The organism is Vagococcus intermedius (assembly GCF_029144185.1).
Classification (GTDB): Bacteria; Bacillota; Bacilli; order Lactobacillales; family Vagococcaceae; genus Vagococcus_D; species Vagococcus_D intermedius.
The window spans coordinates 1,095,828-1,112,839 of the sequence record NZ_CP110232.1 but is presented as its reverse complement, the minus strand read 5'-3'; the positions used below and the strand labels follow the sequence as shown (position 1 = coordinate 1,112,839).

The following is a 17,012-nucleotide window of genomic DNA, read 5'->3' as shown; positions in this document are numbered from 1 at the left end:
TGTTCCCCCTCCTATTTCAACAGCCATTCAGATTTTGTACGCATCATTTCTTTTGTTATTTCATTAGCAATTAATTGATAACCTAAATTATTTGGATGGAAATTATCTATGTCCGACATCAAATTGTTAAGACTTTTTCCTTGTGAGTCTGTAATAGACTCTGTTAAAAGATGATTGATACGCTTCCCTTGACTAGTCTCTCCAATTCCTATTTGACCATCTATTCCCTTATATAATACATCATTAATGGGTATAAAATAACTTGATGTTTGTGTTAAAAAAACCTCATTTGTTCCTTTATTCCAATAATCAACGACTTCTTGCAATAAAGTAACTTCTTGTAAATTCAAATAAAAAGGATTGTATATTCCAAGTTGATAGATTGGGGCATTTGGATTCAGTTTTCTTAATTCTTTTAGCAATTCTTTTAAATTATCTTTATAAGAGTCTCGTGGCTTTTCAAAAGAAGTCAAATCAAGCTGTTTAAAGAAATTTTTCTTTATAACTTTTAGTAAATCATTTCCACCTACTGATAATGTTATCACGTCTGCTTTGGTGATTTCTTCCTGTTGCTTATCATCTTTTTTTAATCTAGTTAGTATCTGATCGCTCCGGTCACCTGCCTGACCAAAGTTATGGGTGATAATAGTTCCAACTTCAGTTTCGCTACTAATATTTTGCTTAAGTAAGGGGACGTAGCCACCACTTTCTGTGCTATCGCCAATTCCTTCTGTTAAAGAATCTCCAAGAGAAACAATCGTAACTGTTTCTTTTTGTAACCTTTGAGGTTCATGGTGATTCACCTCTAACTTTACATCTGGCTTTGGGATGATAAGAGTAGCAAGTGACCATATAATAATCGCTGGCACACTAACTAATAAAAACATACCACTTATTTTTTTTATTTTAATCAACTCACGATCCCTCCAATTATTATTAGTTAAAAAAACAGATCACAAGTGATCTGTTTTTTATTCAGTATATAGCATAATAGCAAAGGCACCTTTTCCTGTATGAGTTGCAATGATGGATGAAGCATCTAAAATAGGGATGTGCATATCAGGATACATTGCTTGCAAGTCTTTTTTAAACTTATTTGCTAAATCAATATCAGCAGCATGAGTGATTGCCACCTGCTTCACATTGTTCATTTTTGCTAAATCGGCTTTTAATTCTTCAAACCACTTGCTAAAAGCTTTTGCTCCTCGACCTTTTGATAAGGTAACCAATTCAGAGTCCAATAATTGCATAACTACCCGAATATTGAACAAGTTGGTTAAAACTCCTGTCGCACGGCTCAATCGGCCACCTTTGACCATGTTATCTAATGATGCCACACCTATATAGAGTAAACTATTTTTTTTGATTTCTTGTACTTTTTCGATAATGGTTTCCTTTGATAATCCATCAAGTGCCATTTTTGCAGCTTCAATTACTTGGAAAGACAATCCTTGGTCTGTAAATGTACTGTTGATTACTGTCACATCACTTGTTGATAGCTGAGCAGCTTGTGCTGCAGTATTTACAGTGCCACTAATTAAATCAGTCATATGGATAGAGATAATCGAACTTCCATCCGCCCCTAACTCATCATACAACTGAACGAATTCTCCAATTGGCGGTTGGCTGGTTTTTGGTAAAGCAGCAGCGTTCTCCATCATCGTCATAAATTGACTACCTGAAATATCTGTATCTTTATAAATTACATCGTCTATCATAACTGATAGTGAGATAACTTCAATATTCAATTTTTCAGCTAAGCCAGGTTCCATATTACATGATGAATCCGTTACAATTTTTACTTTAGACATAATTTTATACTCCATCCTTTAAACAAAGAAATATTCGTTTCTTGATAGATACCATTAGCGATATCTGATATAGTTAGTATAACAGAAATAAAGGCGTTTTTCACTCATTACGTCCAGAAAAAAGGAGAGAAATGATGGTATCACTAGTTTTTTCTAAGAAATATTTAATAATTAATGAGATTTTGAATGCTGTTACTCATGGTATCGGTGTCATTTTAAGTATTATCGGGATGGTCTTTTTAATTATTAAAGGCATCCACATCAATTCTGTTGAACATATTGTCGCCTACTCTATTTATGGCATCAGTTTAATTTTACTTTTTTTAGCTTCTACCTTATTTCATAGTTTGATTTTTACAAAAGCTAAAAAATTTTTACAGCTAATGGATCATAGTTCAATTTATTTGCTTATAGCAGGAACGTATACGCCTTACTGTTTATTAACGATTAAAGGCAAACTAGGTTGGGCACTATTTGTCATTATTTGGGTAATGGCTGGTCTAGGTATTCTTTACAAATCGTTATTTTTAGCTAAAAAAGGAAATTCTGCCGTTTTTATTTATATTTTGATGGGATGGCTGTGTTTAGTCGCTGTCAAACCTCTCTATCAAGGATTGGGATTAACTGGTACTTTATTATTAGTCTTAGGGGGAATCGCTTATACGGTAGGTGCTCTCTTTTATCAAATGAAATCTGTTAAATTTATGCATGTTGTTTGGCATTTATTTGTCCTATTAGGTGCCGGTTTTATGTATTTTTCAGTTTTTCTAGAAACTTAGCCAACAGATAAAAAATAAGCATGTCCTAAGCTTAGGACATGCTTATTTTTTATCTGTTGGCTAAGGCTAACTCTAAGGTTTTATCGATAACTTCTGATTGCGCATCTACAATCGGATAATCTAAGTTCTTAGTTATTTCGTACATCAGTGATAATTCTGTGCAACCTAGTACTGCGACATCACACCCTACTTCATAAATCATTTTTTGTAAAATCTCTTCATAAAGTTCTTTATTTAAAAATTGGTGCTCTTTAACATCACGATAAATTAAGTCCATGACCATTCCTTGTATTTCAACGTCTGGATAGACTAGCTCAAAATGATCTGCCTCAAATTCTTTACCATAAATTCCTGAGTTGACAGTGCCTTGAGTCGCAAGTAACGCGACTTTGATTTTAGACCCATCTTCTTTTTGATAGATTTCCACTACTTTTTCAGCAGCGATTCTTGGCATGTGTAAGATTGGTGCTGTAGTCGCTGCTTGTAACTCATCATAAAAAGTATGAGCAGTATTACAAGTTAGTACAAAGAACAGAGGATTTAATAAATTTTGCTGTTTAATATCTTCTACTAAAGCCGTAACGGGACTATCTTTAGTATTATCAAGAATATAAGCCGTTCTATCAGGAACAGTGGCGTGATTAACTAGCATATAATTTAAATACTCTTGGTCAGTGTGTGCCACTGTACGGCTATTTAGTACACGAACGAAGCTTTCAGTAGCAAGAGTTCCCATGCCACCTAAAATTGTAAAGAAATTTTTCATGCTATCTACCCCTTGTTTTCTTTGAAATATTCTTTGTAACGTTTATGGTAAAGATAGAAACTATATTTCATAAGTGCGTAGCGCTTTAAGGCTGAATCTTCTTTATAAAAAACAGTTGTTCCCCATTTGCCATTTGCAATCATGTCTAAAGCATCTTGTTTATCCTGACCTTCTTTAACATAAGTCTTAACAATTTTTTTAGGAACACCCATCCATAGCATATCCCCATTACCATAAATTGTTTCAGTAAAAGGTTTATTCATAATACGATCTTCAATAATATAACGAGATAAATTATAACCATTTAACGTAACATAAAAACTACTACGTCCCTGACGTAAATTCATTTCGAACAATTTATATTCACCATCACGTGGATCATACTTCATATCAAAGTTTGCGAATCCTGTATAATTGATCCGTTCCAAGAAAGATTTGATCCGTTTGTAAATATCTTCGTTAAAGTCTGGTGCAATAACCACATAGTTCCCAATAGCATCAGGAGTTGGATCTTCTAATAAGGGATGTCCTAAACACATCATTCTAACATTGCTATCTTTATCAACATAAGCATTTAAAACGCGCATGCCCGAATCATCACCAGGAATAAAATCTTGACAAATCATCTCAGCTGTATAGCCTGCTTTGTAAACGCGACCTAAGATCAGGTCTAATTCTGCTTGATTTTTAATAGTAAAAGCTTTTTTACGTCCTTCAAAATCTGCATCTAGATACATCACACTATCCGCTGGTTTAAGAGCTACAGGAAAATCAAAAGGAACTTTGATAGATTCCCCCTCTTTGACCATGTCTTTTTTGATGATCAATGTGTTTGGATAAGGTAAGTCATATTTTTCACATGTTTCGTAAAAACTAACTTTATTAGCAAGCGTTTCAAATAAATCATGATCAATTGCTGTACAAATAAAGTCTTTACTTAGCTCTTCACGATGTTTAGAAACTAATTCAGCATAGCCATCCCCACAAGGAATTAAGACGTATTTGATATCAGCATTCGTCCGATTTTTTACAACAGTACGCATTGTTTCGATAAATGTTGGATCATCGTGAAATCCCGGAAAAACGTTGACGTTTACTAATTTACTATATTTAGTTGGCGCTAACGCTGCTGAAGAATACGCCTCTGAAACAATTCCGAATTCCTCATAGAATGAACGAGCCATACCATAAACATTGATATCGCTCCCTAATAATACAGGTTGGAAGTGTTGTTCTATTGTTTGTGTCATTTTAATACCCACTCTCTATTAACTGTTCAACAATTTTGAAGTCTCCAGCATAGGGTAAACGATTGCCATCAATAATTTGATATAAATCCGAACCTTTACCTGCTAAAACAACAACATCATCTTCATTGGCAAGTTCCATTGCCTTAGTAATTGCTTCTTTACGATCAATAATGATAATATCTTCTACTTTTGTAGATAAATGAGCTTTAATTTCAGCAATAATATCTTCAGGTCTCTCATTACCAGGATCATCGGTTGTTAAAATAGCAACGTCCGCTAACTCAGATAAGACTTTTCCGAAATCATGGCGTCTTGAAACTCCTTTACCACCAGTACTACCAATGACAACATACAACTTACTAGATGCATGTTCTTTTCTCACGAATGATAATAACGTATGCAAACTTAAGTAATTATGTGCATAATCAATATAGACATGAACGCCTTTATTAGAAACTGTTTTTTCCATGCGACCAGGTACTTTAGCAATCGCTAAGCCTTTAGACATATCATTTTTATCGGCACCGGTTAATGCTGTAGCAATCATGGCGCTTAAAGCATTTCCTTGGTTGAAATCCCCCATTAAATTGATTTGATAATCACCGTTTAACGCTAACTCATCATTTAGTGAACGAACTAAAAACGCTCCTTTTTCACCTGAGATAAACTGATAATCTGCCTCTTTAGATTCATCACTATAGGAAATAACTTTATCAGTAAAACTTTTACTAGTTTCTTTAAGGATGTTATAAAAATCTGAATTTTCATTTAAAATAATTTGTTTTGAATTTTTTAATAACTCACGTTTACAATAGAAATAATCATCAAAATCTGGATGCTCAATTGCCCCAATATGATCTTCTGAAATATTTAAAAAGATCCCAACATCAAATTTCAAATTATAAACACGTTCTGTTTTATAAGCTTGTGATGAAACTTCCATCACTAAGTGTGACATGCCATTTGACACAGCTTGACGCATCATGCGATATAAATCAACAGATTCAGGGGTCGTCAACAAGGATTTGATAGGTGTTTTACCATCTAGCACAGTTTCCATCGTTGATAATAACGCTGTTTTATTATCAGTGGCTTCATCTAAAATATATTTACAAAAATATGCTGCTGTCGTTTTCCCTTTTGTTCCTGTATAGGCGATAATCTTGAGATCATGTTGTGGATAACCATAAAACGCCATACTAACAACAGCCATAGCTCGTTTCACATCTGTTACAATAATCCCAACAGCTTCTGTCGAGATATCATAAAATTTTTCAGAAATATAAAAGTCTGCTCCTTTTTCGATAGCTTGCTCTAAATAAAGCCCTTTAAATGCAAGTCCTTTACAAAAAAATAAAGATCCTTTTTCAATCTGACGTGAGTCATATGTGATATGAGCCACAGATTTTGTTTTAACATTCTCAGGTAAATTGTAATACCATTCATCTGAAATGACGATTTCTTTTAATAATTTATGTTCAATTAATATTTCAGTTATTTTATTTAACGATATCATTTATCTATCACTGCTCCTCTACTTTATTGATTATAGCACACCATAACAGGGGTTGTGAACAGTCGCAAGTCGATTTTTCCCTGTAAAAGCGTTTAATTATATGTTATTTCTTTTCTTAAGTTATATAAAAAAGACCAAGAGTTTATTCACACTTGGTCTTTAAAAAATTTTTTAGATGATTTAAGCGACAACTGGTTTCGTGCCGTCAATAAAGAAAATTTTATACCACGTTAAGAAAGTATAGATTGTCCAAATTTTACGACGTTCATCATTTTTTTCTTTAAAATTGTCATCTAATAACGCAATAATTTTATCTTGTTCGAAGAATTCACCAACAAACTCTTCATTAAACATTTCTCTAACTTGTAAGTAGAATTTCTCCGTACGTAACCAATCTTTAATTGGGACTGGGAAACCTAATTTTTCACGATCAGCCCATTCATCAGGTAAATGACGATTAGCAGCTTTACGGAAAGCATATTTCGTATTTTCAGCATTTAGTAAGTGTTTTGTTGGTATTTGTTGCGCTACTTCCATCAAACGGACATCAAGTAATGGCACACGTAATTCAATTGAATTAGCCATACTTAACTTATCTGCTTTTAATAAAATGTCTTTAGGCATCCATTGATGTAAGTCTAAGTATTGCATTTTTTTCACTTCTGATAAATCTTTCACTTTTTTATACTGGCGGTTAACAATTTCTTTAATTGTTTCACTTTTTTGGAATTCCGGTTGTAAAAAGGTATCTGCCTCATCTTCTTTAAAAACTTCAGCTTGTCCGATGAAGAAGTCTTCTGCTGGTGCTAGTGACGTATACATATGCATACTACCTTTAAAGTTTGGTGCTTTTTTGATAGTTCTAGCAATTGAATAACGTGCTTTTTTAGGTAATTTTTTTAATGATTCTGTAAAGACACGTACCGGTTTTGAACGTGTATTAAAACCATAATTTTGATAACCAGCAAATAATTCATCCGCACCTTCACCTGATAAAACGATTGTTGCATCTTTAGCAGCCATTTCTGATAAGAAATATAAAGGAACACAAGAAGGGTTTGAATCTGGTTCATCTAAATGATATTGAATCAAAGGGAAGTATTCAAAAGCTTCTTCGCCTGTCACTACTTTAGAAGTATTATTTAAGCCAAGTTTGTCAGTTAAACGTTTTGCTTCATGTGATTCATTATATGATTTGTCACCAAAGCCAATTGAAAATGTATTATCTGGACGTAAAACAGAGGCCACGTAACTTGAGTCTACCCCACTCGATAAGAATGCACCAATATTTACTTCACCTGTAGTATGGGCCTTAACAGACTCATCAACTGCAGCATCAATCATGTCAACAGCTTCTTCTAATGACATGTCTTTTTCTGAAAATTCAGCATCCCAGTAACGTTCAATTTTTAGTTCTCCATTGGAGTATGTATAATAGTGTCCCTCAGGAATACGATAAACATTTTTGAAAAATGTTTCTTCTAACGCCGAGTATTGGAATGTCATATAAGGTTTTAGCGCTTTTTTATTCAATTCTTTAACAAAGTCTGGATGTTCTAAAAAGCTCTTGATTTCTGAACCAAACATGAAAGTGCCATTCATTTCAGCGTAGTAATAAGGTTTGATCCCAAAATGGTCGCGCGCTCCAAATAATTCATTTGTCTCACGATCCCAAATAGCAAATGAAAACATTCCACGTAGTTGTTTTACAATATCTTTACCATATTCTTCATAACCATGTAAAATAACCTCAGTATCAGCACTTGTCTTAAAAATATGCCCCTTAGCTTTTAAATCATCACGAATTTTTTCATAATTATAGATTTCACCATTAAAAATAACTACTTTAGTATCATCTTCGTTAAAAATAGGCTGTGATCCACCCTCTAAATCAACAATACTTAAGCGACGAAATCCTAAAGCTACATTATCATCTGTAAATTTCCCTGAACTATTTGGTCCACGGTGAATGATAGTTTCCATCATATTTTCGATAATTTCGTCTTTGTTTTCTCTAGTACTAACAAATCCAACAATCCCGCACATAACACATCTTCCTATCTATTAAAAAATATTTGATTTATTTGATTTATATTTATGACCATTTTAGTGACATCATAAACTCTTTATGGAGTATAACACACTTTTTTTAGCCCTTCAACGCTTACAACCCTGTTCATTTTTATTATTAATGAAAACTTACAAAAGCTTAAAGGGACTTATTTTCACTTTAGTCTTAATGATTATAATACCCAGATCCTTTTTTTTGAGCTAGTATTCGATTAGTGTAAAGATATTGATAAACGTTAGAAAGCTTGATAAGACGCTTTTTTAACAGCATATATAAACGTACTTGATAAAAATAAGTTGTGAGATAAACATCATACAGTCTATTCTAAAGCTAGTAAGACATAGAAAGGACTATACTAAAAATGAAATCCTTACCCAAAATAAGCATTATCTTTCTAAGCGCCCTCTGCTTAGGCGGGATTTACTATCATCAAGAAATCAAATCCTCATTAGAACGTTTTAGTTACAAACTAAACCCAGCCAGTGGTATTGACTATATTGATAATGAAACAAAATTTAATGATGTATTACATCACATCGTTGAAGGGTCAAAAGGTTTAATTATTTCTATTTTATATGATCAAACCAGCCAGACATTCACTGTCACTATTTCCGATGAAGTGGTCTTTTTAAGTGATCTTCGAAAAAACAAACTGATTACATGGCTACAGCCCAAACTAAAAGAAGCCTTTGAAAACAGCACATTTTCCACTGATAAATTAAGTAGTCCAGTCATAGCTAAGGTGTCACTAATTTATGAGAATACAGCAATCTTTTGTCGTACAACTAACCTTGATCATGACATTATTTTAAGCAAAAATTAATTCTTTGGGGATGTCCTGATAGTAAAATTTCCTACTTAGATGTTTTTTGACTCTGATCAAAGTTTTTTCTATCTCAACCCGTTGACAAATCGCTGCCGAACGTAAAATGTGTGATTCTCCTGTTTCAATGTTTAGCCTAATGATAGCCCAATCGTCTAGAGTGGCAGCTTGTGCCAAATATACTAATGGTAATAAATAATAATCTACTTCGTGACTTGATTCATGATATTCCAAAAGTTTAAATTTTCCACCCATTACGATTCCTCCTTTTTTCATTTGACTTCTTAATTTTATTTTAGCATAAGTTTAGTCTAAGTTCCTTTTATAGGTCTTTATAAAATAAAAATAAACAGTTAGAATAAATTATTCTAACTGTTTATTTTTATTTTTTTTGATACGTTTCAAATGAGTGTTTATATTTATTTTTATCGTTAACAATTCCTTCACTGATGTTTATCATTGTCCATCTTTCGGTATCTAAATCTGGCATCCAGGTATCACCGTCAAAGGTATCATGAATAACTGTTCGATAAACAACTGTGCAGTAAGGTAATAAACTTGAAAGAACATTTGCTCCCCCTGTAATAAAAGTAATGCCTTCAAATTGTTTTGAATAGTTAACTACCTCATCAACTGAATGCATTAAACTAACGCCTGCTGGAGCATCATAGTTTAAATCACTTGTTAAAACAATCGTATGTCGATTGGGTAGAACACGCCGATCCATTCCTTCAAATGTTGTCCTTCCCATAACAATTGTATTATTTTCTGTTGTATTTTTGAAAAAAGCTAAATCGTTTGGTAAATACCATGGCAAGGTTCCTTTGTTTCCTATCAATCCCGCTTCATCTTGTGCCCAAATCGCTGCTAACATTTTTTCTCCTCCTAACAAACCTATCGTTTTTTAGCTCAACACTGCTCTTTAAACAGCAATTGGTGCTTTAATAGCTGGATGTGGTTCATAGTTTTCCAAAGTAATATCTGTTACGTCAAAATCGAATACGGATGTTTTATCACTATTTAAGACTAAAGTGGGAAAATCTTTTACTTCGCGATTTAATTGTGTCTCCATTTGCTCGAAATGGTTACTATATAAGTGAGCATCACCTAGTGTATGAACAAACTCACCTACTTCTAACCCAGTTTCATGCGCAATTAAGTGGGTTAGTAAGGCATAGCTTGCTATATTAAAAGGAACACCTAAGAAAACATCAGCACTACGTTGATACAGCTGACAACTTAGCTTGCCATTTGATACATAAAACTGAAACATGGTATGACAAGGTGGCAAAGCCATAGTAGGGACATCTTCTGGATTCCAAGCAGAAACTAATAATCTTCTTGAATCTGGATTTATTTTAATCATCTCAATAACATCTTTTAATTGATCAATCGTTTCACCAGATTTAGTTTGCCAATTGCGCCACTGAGCACCGTAAATATTTCCTAAGTCACCATATTTTTCTGAGAAAGCTTGCTCTTTTAAAATACGTTCACAGAATTTTTTTAATTCTTCTTGATAAACCTTATTAAATTCAGAATCTAGGACTGCTCTGCGACCAAAATTAGTCATATCAGGACCTTGATAATCTGAACTCGTGACAAATCTTTCAAATGCCCATTCATCCCAAATATGATTATTGTGTTCCAACAGAAATCGAATATTGGTATTGCCTTTCAAAAACCACAACAATTCACTTTTAATTAAACCAAAAGGTACTCGTTTAGTCGTCAGTAAAGGAAAGCCTTGGCTTAAATCAAATCTCATTTGATGACCGAATATGCTTTTAGTTCCCGTTCCTGTTCTATCTGATTTTTCATTACCTTCTGTCAAAATTTTTCTACCTAGCTCTAGATATGCTTGTTCCATGTCCCTCACCTTTCAACTACACTATTAAATTTTTATCATCACTAAACGAACTCGCTTAAATATTCCCAACGTGTCATTTTTTCTTCTAATTCTTCTTCAGTTGCGCTAATTTTATTTTGTAATTCTTGTAATTTAGTGAAGTCACTCCCTTGATGATTCATCTCTTCTGTTAATCCCTCAAGTTTTGTTTCTAATGTTTCAATGTCACTCTCAATCGTTTCCCATTCTTTTTTTTCGTTATATGTCAACTTTGTTTTTTCAGCAATCATTTTTTCTTGAACTTTAGTTGCTTGAAATTCCGCCATCACTTTTTTTGTTTGCAAATTATGTTTTGCTTCTTCTTTAGCTGAAGCTAAATACTCCGACATCGTTCCAAAGTACTCAGAAATAATGCCATCACCTTGAAATACTAATAACTTCTCTGCTACTTTATCTAAGAAATAACGATCATGACTGACGGCAATAATTGCCCCATTAAACTGCTTAATATAATCTTCTAAAACAGTTAAAGTATCAATATCCAAATCGTTAGTCGGCTCATCCAGCAATAAAACATTGGGTTGAGCAATTAACAGTTTCAACAAGAAAAGACGACGTTTTTCCCCACCTGACAATTTTCCAATAATAGTTCCATGACTCGATTTGGGAAATAAAAATCGTTCTAGCATATCTGCAATACTTGCACTACTTCCATCAGCTTGCTTAACTTCTTCTGCCACTTCTTGCAAGTATTGAATCATGCGCTTGTTAGGATCCATGTCTTCATTTACCTGTGTATAGTATGCAAGTCTAACCGTTTCCCCGATTTCATAAACACCATGTGTTAACTCTAAGCGCCCAGCTAAAATATTTAGCAATGTTGATTTTCCTGCTCCATTTCGACCAGTAATGCCAATTCGGTCACGCCCTTGTACCAATAAGTTGAACTCATTTAAAATCGATTGATTGTTAATTTCAAAGCCACCATCTTCAATACTCAAAACTTTTTTACCCAGACGCTGACTCCCTAAAGAAATTTCTACTTCTCCATTCTCTTTTACTTGATGTAAATTTTCTTTGAGATCTGTAAAACGATCAATTCGTGCTTGTTGTTTTGTACCTCTAGCCTGTACCCCAGCACGCATCCAAGCTAATTCTTGTTTGTATAATTGTTTGCGTTTATGTTCTTGCGCTCGTTCAGTTACTTCTCTTTCCGATTTAGCAGCAAGATAGGCTTGGTAATTTCCCTTATACTCATAAAGCTTTCCAAAAGATAATTCAAAAATACGGTTAGTTACCTTATCTAGGAAATAGCGATCATGAGTTACCATAACAAGAGCACCTCGATACTGTGATAAATACGATTCTAGCCATTCAATCGCTTTGTAATCCAAATGATTGGTAGGTTCATCTAATAATAATAAATCTGGTTCTTGGATTAAAACTTGAGCCAAACCGACCCGTTTTTTTTGACCACCAGATAACTCTTTAATTTTTTTTGAAACATCTGTAATTCCTAACTGAGTTAAGATCGTTTTAGCATGAGTATCTGCAGTCCAAGCATCTTCCTTATTCATTTTCTCCTCTGCACGTGTATAATTCTGCTGGTACGCTTCATTACTGCCATCTATTGCCAAATTGACTAAGGCAACCTCATAATCATGAACTGCTTGTAATAATGGAGAATCACCTTGGAATACGGCCTCGGCTACGGTTAAATTCTCATCAAATTCTGTGTCTTGAGATAAGTAGCCAATATGATAATCTTGAGGACGTTTAATATCACCGCTATCACCACTATCCTTATCAGCTAATATATTTAGAAGACTTGTTTTTCCTGTTCCATTGACACCAATTAAACCAATTTTATCTTTCGTTTGAATTAAGAAAGATAAGTCATCAAATAATGTTTTTTCTCCATATGTTTTGGTTAAATGATCCACCCGTAATTCCTTCATATTATTACCACCCGTTCATTATTTATCCTGTTCATTTTAACAGATATGACTACCCCAGGCAAATACCAGAATTGGTAAGTTTTTGACATAAAAAGAGACAAAACAATAAATGTTTTGTCTCTTTTTCGTTAACTGTTAAACTTTTTAAAATTTATCTTTATAAATATCAGCCACATTTTGGTCCGGATTGATGACAATATAAAGTTTTCCATCAGTTGAAATTTTTGTAGATTGGAATTTATTATCTAACCCTTCTTGACCTGGAGTTCCTTTATCTTCGTAAGGGAAATAAATTAAATCTTCACTAGCATCATCAAAACTAATTGCCATTTTTTCAATGTCTTGATATTTTAAAGCACGTTCGAACATGCCTAACTCTAATCCACCTAAATTAATATCATCTGTTTGAACATGATCTGCTTCTTCTAAAATTTCAATTCTAAAAGCTTCACACGGGTTAATCTTTTCGAAGTCACCACCGTTAATACGGCCAAAGCTTGTAGTTATTTGTTTAATCCATAAATCACCAATATTTTCTCGATTAATTGTCCATGTTTCTTTATTTCTGAAATAAAATCTAAAGCTTGTCATTTGTTTAGTCATTGTTCTTAGCCCCTTTATCTTTTATAAGTTCATTATATCACAAAGTTTTTATGAATGCATTATTTTTTATGAAATTTTTCACAAATTTTTTTGAACATTAGAGACGCGCAAGGAATTTATCGACATCAATGATAGCTCGTTGATGTCGACCTTTAGCCAAGAGATGCTCTTTGTCGTTTACAGTAAAATCAAACGTCATAATATTTTTGACGTATTCAACTAACTCAGCCGTCACAGTTACTTCCGAACTCATTTTAGAAGCTGCTAAATGCTGCATCTTGACGTCAATCCCTACCGTTGCTTGCGTAGCATTAAGTTGTTGGGCAACTAGCTCCTGACACGTATTTTCAGCGAACGCAATTACAGCGGGGGTCGCTAATACATTCAAGCTGCCGGAACCCATTGCCTGAGCAGAATCTGTTGCTTTAGGAATAAATTTTTTTACTAATACTTTCATTGGTCTGACTCCTTTTAACTTATTAATTAATCACCACAACGTGTAGCCAAATCTAATAACTGGATTTTTTCATTCGGGATGTTACCAACAACGACTTCTGTTTCTAATTTTGCTAGTACCTTACCAATCCAAGGACCTGGAGGTCGATTAAAATGATTCATTAATATTTTACCATCAACTGCTAAATCGTGACTATTTTTTATTGCCAAATTTTGATATTTTTCTTCTAAAATTGTGAAGTTTGTTGCCTTATCAAAATAACATAAACTTTGCTCAATCAGGCGGGCATTTATCAAACCGATTTCGAATAATTTTTGATTATTCCAAGGTTGAGTTAATCTAAAATTTAAGCCTACTAATAATTGAGTAACTTGTTTAATCATAGCATTTGATAGTTTCCACTCACTTAATATTTTTCGACACTCTTTTGGGTCTACTTCTAACATATGAAGCACAAGTAACCAAACTTGAGCTTCTTCGCTTATCTGGTAATTTGGTAGTGCAGCTAATTTTTGTAGGTGTAATTTTTTGTCAACAAACCCTGGACAGTAGTTGAAACAATTAGTAGCGATAAAAGGTAGCAAACCACCCACTCTATTTTTTCCAAGCATAAGCTTCACAAACTCAACATGAATGCGTTCAATAGAAATTTTAGATAACAAATCACTCAAATCAGCAATAGCTACTAATGTTTCTTTCTCAATTTTAAAATCTAATTGACTGGCAAAACGTAACGCTCTCATCATCCTTAAAGCATCCTCGTTAAATCGCTCTTGTGCAACGCCTACTGCTCGAATTAATTGTGACTCTAAATCTTTAATCCCTTCAAACAAATCAACAATTTCTCCTACTTGATTCATCGCTAATGCATTTATCGTAAAATCACGTCGTTTTAAGTCTTCTGATAAACTTCTAACAAATGTCACTTGGTCAGGACGACGATAGTCCTGATAAGTAGATTCTGTTCTAAAAGTAGTAATTTCATACTGATCCTCTTCATGTAATACCAAAACCGTCCCGTGTTCTATCCCAACATCAACTGTTCTCGGAAAGATCGATTTAACTTCTTCTGGGTAAGCACTTGTAGCAATATCAACATCATGAATTGCTTTGCCTAAAAGAATGTCACGTACACTTCCTCCAACAAAATAAGCTTCAAACCCAGCTTCTTCCAATGATTTAATAATTGGTAATGCTTTTTTAAATTCTACAGGTATTTTTTCTATTTTCATTTATCTCCAACTCCAAGCTATTACATTACTTACATTACTTATGCACTTATTTTAGCTGCTTTAATTGTGTCGTTAATTTTAAAAACTCCTCATGATTCTCATTTTCCAATGATAAATCAATCGCCTCAAGAAGCGTTTTTTTTGTAAATTGTACCGTTAATTGTGCCAATTCCTCTTCTATAGCTAAGATATTCCCTTCATTTAACGTGTCATTCCAACGACAAAATGGATTGTCCTCTAATACTGCTAGGTACTGGCTTACTTTCCAACGATCTGGTAATTCAACTTCTAAATAAAGTACTTCTTTCCAGTTAATACGTATTTCATGAAAAATCTGATCAGCATCTGTAAAAAGATGCTGTTTCAGATGAAGTGTCATTGCTTCTTGTCCATGACTATTAGTTATGACAAGTCCCCGGGGTGTTTTAGCCGCATGCTCAACCACAGCTATCTTTTTCAAGATAGCCGGATGTTTTTTTAAATAGTTGAGAATCCAATATACCTCACGTCTTTCAAATTGAACACTCTCGCATAACCATTCTAAAAAAGCTATTTTTCTTTCAATTTTTTCCACTGCTTTCCCCCCTTGCAAACTTTAATCAGCCAGTAATAAATCTTGAACCTCAATATCTTCTGGGACATGTTCTAAGTAATGGGTTAATAAGTGAGTCGCTTTTTCTAATTGTCCTTCTTCTCTTAAAAACAGACCGTAATCTTTTAAGAATTCTGGCTCATGTGCTAAACCTTCTAAAGCTTTCTCGAAATAAGTATTAGCTTCAGCATACTCTTCTAAGCCATTATGAGCTTGTGCTAGGCTCCAATAGGCATGAACTTGATTGCTATCAGTAAACTCTGATAAGGTATCTATTACGTCCTCAAAACGGTCATCAGCTAGTAATAAGTTAGCCAACTTGATAATAGAAAACTCTTTATCTTCTTCCAAGGTAATGGCTTTTCTTAAATACTCCTCAGCATCTGGTAATTTACCTATTCTAAAAGCAGCGTCTGAAGCTAAATGATATAAATCAACTGAATAAGGGTTATGTCGTAAACCATCTTTAATAACTTCCTCTGCCTCTTGTAGCATTTTCTCATCAAGCATCGCGCTAGCCAGAGGTAAGTATAATCCTTCAAATGCCGGATTTAAAACACGAATTTTCTGTAATAAGGCAATCGCCTTCTCTCGCTCTGCTAATTGAATATAGGTAATGGCAAGCTGAAATTGACGTTGATCTGTATCGTCGTCCTCAACAGAGGCCTCTAGATAGGGAACGGCTTCTTCAAATTCCCCTAACATGCTTAAAACGGTTCCTTGCCTTTCATTTAAATTGACTTCTGGAGGTAACGCTGCTTCCATAGAAACTAACTCACGATATAAATCGTACGCCTCTTCATATTTATCCATTGTAAAGTATAGCTCAGCTAAAGCTAATAATAAGACAGGTTCTCCTGGTAATAATTTTTGAGCTTCTTTTATTTTCTTTTCACTGACTTCTGGGACTCCAATCACTTGATATAAATCAGCTAAAACAATTAAACTTTCAACATAGCTGTCATCTGAGTCAGGAATACTTTCTAATAACTCGAATGCTTTTTCTATTTGATCATTTTCGATTGCGATTTCAGCCAATGGTATTACTAAACTATGCTCCGTTGGAAATGCTTCAAATAATTTTTCGAAAATTTGTGCTGCCTCTTCCAAAAAACCGGCAGCTAATAATTGCTCTCCTAATTGGACTAAAACTTCAGGTTCATCTTTTTTTAAGGCTTCCTCAAATTGTAATTGCGCCTCTATTAAATCGCCATCTTGAATAGCTTCTAACATTTTTTCGCTATATGTTGTCATCTTTTTTCCCCTTTGTTTTTAAAATGAAATAATTATCTCAAAAAAAACCAG

General features: G+C 33.8%; 17 protein-coding genes. 2 read left to right on the top strand and 15 right to left on the bottom strand.

The window, feature by feature from the left end; genetic code table 11:
• Positions 1-11: 11 nt before the first annotated feature.
• Positions 12-914, bottom strand: coding sequence for a GDSL-type esterase/lipase family protein (locus tag OL234_RS05130; protein WP_275470082.1), 903 nt, complete (start codon positions 912-914; stop codon positions 12-14).
• Between the two features lie 57 nt (positions 915-971).
• Positions 972-1,811 carry a DegV family protein gene (locus OL234_RS05125; protein WP_275470081.1) on the bottom strand — a complete coding sequence of 280 codons (840 nt, stop codon included), beginning with the start codon at positions 1,809-1,811 and terminating at the stop codon, positions 972-974.
• Positions 1,812-1,945: 134 nt separating this feature from the next.
• Between OL234_RS05125 and trhA the strand changes: the two genes are divergently transcribed.
• Positions 1,946-2,590: a PAQR family membrane homeostasis protein TrhA gene (gene trhA, locus OL234_RS05120; protein ID WP_275470113.1), complete on the top strand. Its 645-nt coding sequence runs from the start codon at positions 1,946-1,948 to the stop codon at positions 2,588-2,590.
• A 49-nt stretch (positions 2,591-2,639) separates the two neighbouring features.
• Here trhA and OL234_RS05115 read toward each other — a convergent pair whose 3' ends face one another.
• The 4 genes from OL234_RS05115 to asnB form a co-directional block, all read right to left on the bottom strand.
• The gene (locus OL234_RS05115) at positions 2,640-3,356 is read right to left on the bottom strand and encodes an amino acid racemase (protein ID WP_275470080.1); all 717 of its coding nucleotides are present in this window, start codon (positions 3,354-3,356) and stop codon (positions 2,640-2,642) included.
• A 5-nt stretch (positions 3,357-3,361) separates the two neighbouring features.
• Positions 3,362-4,606 (bottom strand): carboxylate--amine ligase, encoded by a 1,245-nt coding sequence (locus OL234_RS05110; protein WP_275470079.1) that lies wholly within the window; start codon positions 4,604-4,606, stop codon positions 3,362-3,364.
• Between the two features lies 1 nt (position 4,607).
• Positions 4,608-6,122, bottom strand: a complete 1,515-nt coding sequence (locus tag OL234_RS05105; protein WP_275470078.1) for a UDP-N-acetylmuramoyl-L-alanyl-D-glutamate--L-lysine ligase — start codon at positions 6,120-6,122, stop codon at positions 4,608-4,610.
• A gap of 180 nt (positions 6,123-6,302) precedes the next feature.
• Positions 6,303-8,168, bottom strand: a complete 1,866-nt coding sequence (asnB, locus tag OL234_RS05100; RefSeq protein ID WP_275470077.1) for an asparagine synthase (glutamine-hydrolyzing) — start codon at positions 8,166-8,168, stop codon at positions 6,303-6,305.
• Between the two features lie 386 nt (positions 8,169-8,554).
• On the opposite strand from asnB, the gene OL234_RS05095 reads away from it, so the two are divergent.
• Positions 8,555-9,016, top strand: coding sequence for a hypothetical protein (locus OL234_RS05095; protein ID WP_275470076.1), 462 nt, complete (start codon positions 8,555-8,557; stop codon positions 9,014-9,016).
• Here OL234_RS05095 and OL234_RS05090 read toward each other — a convergent pair.
• From OL234_RS05090 to OL234_RS05050, 9 genes are all read right to left on the bottom strand, one after another.
• Positions 9,002-9,271 carry a hypothetical protein gene (locus OL234_RS05090; protein ID WP_275470075.1) on the bottom strand — a complete coding sequence of 90 codons (270 nt, stop codon included), beginning with the start codon at positions 9,269-9,271 and terminating at the stop codon, positions 9,002-9,004. The two genes, OL234_RS05095 and OL234_RS05090, sit on opposite strands and share 15 nt — an antisense overlap.
• A gap of 127 nt (positions 9,272-9,398) precedes the next feature.
• The gene (locus OL234_RS05085) at positions 9,399-9,890 is read right to left on the bottom strand and encodes a dihydrofolate reductase (RefSeq protein WP_275470074.1); all 492 of its coding nucleotides are present in this window, start codon (positions 9,888-9,890) and stop codon (positions 9,399-9,401) included.
• 48 nt (positions 9,891-9,938) lie between these two features.
• A complete protein-coding gene (locus OL234_RS05080) occupies positions 9,939-10,886 on the bottom strand; it encodes a thymidylate synthase (protein ID WP_275470073.1) in 948 nt (315 codons plus the stop codon).
• 41 nt (positions 10,887-10,927) lie between these two features.
• Entirely contained in the window at positions 10,928-12,823 is a 1,896-nt protein-coding gene (locus tag OL234_RS05075) for an ABC-F family ATP-binding cassette domain-containing protein (protein ID WP_275470072.1), read from the bottom strand.
• A 144-nt stretch (positions 12,824-12,967) separates the two neighbouring features.
• Positions 12,968-13,426 (bottom strand): hypothetical protein, encoded by a 459-nt coding sequence (locus tag OL234_RS05070; protein ID WP_275470071.1) that lies wholly within the window; start codon positions 13,424-13,426, stop codon positions 12,968-12,970.
• A 97-nt stretch (positions 13,427-13,523) separates the two neighbouring features.
• Entirely contained in the window at positions 13,524-13,883 is a 360-nt protein-coding gene (locus OL234_RS05065) for a thioesterase family protein (protein ID WP_275470070.1), read from the bottom strand.
• 26 nt (positions 13,884-13,909) lie between these two features.
• The gene (locus tag OL234_RS05060; protein ID WP_275470069.1) at positions 13,910-15,115 is read right to left on the bottom strand and encodes a CCA tRNA nucleotidyltransferase; all 1,206 of its coding nucleotides are present in this window, start codon (positions 15,113-15,115) and stop codon (positions 13,910-13,912) included.
• Between the two features lie 46 nt (positions 15,116-15,161).
• Entirely contained in the window at positions 15,162-15,689 is a 528-nt protein-coding gene (locus OL234_RS05055) for a YpiB family protein (RefSeq protein WP_275470068.1), read from the bottom strand.
• Positions 15,690-15,710: 21 nt separating this feature from the next.
• Entirely contained in the window at positions 15,711-16,961 is a 1,251-nt protein-coding gene (locus OL234_RS05050) for a tetratricopeptide repeat protein (protein ID WP_275470067.1), read from the bottom strand.
• Between the last annotated feature and the right edge of the window lie 51 nt (positions 16,962-17,012).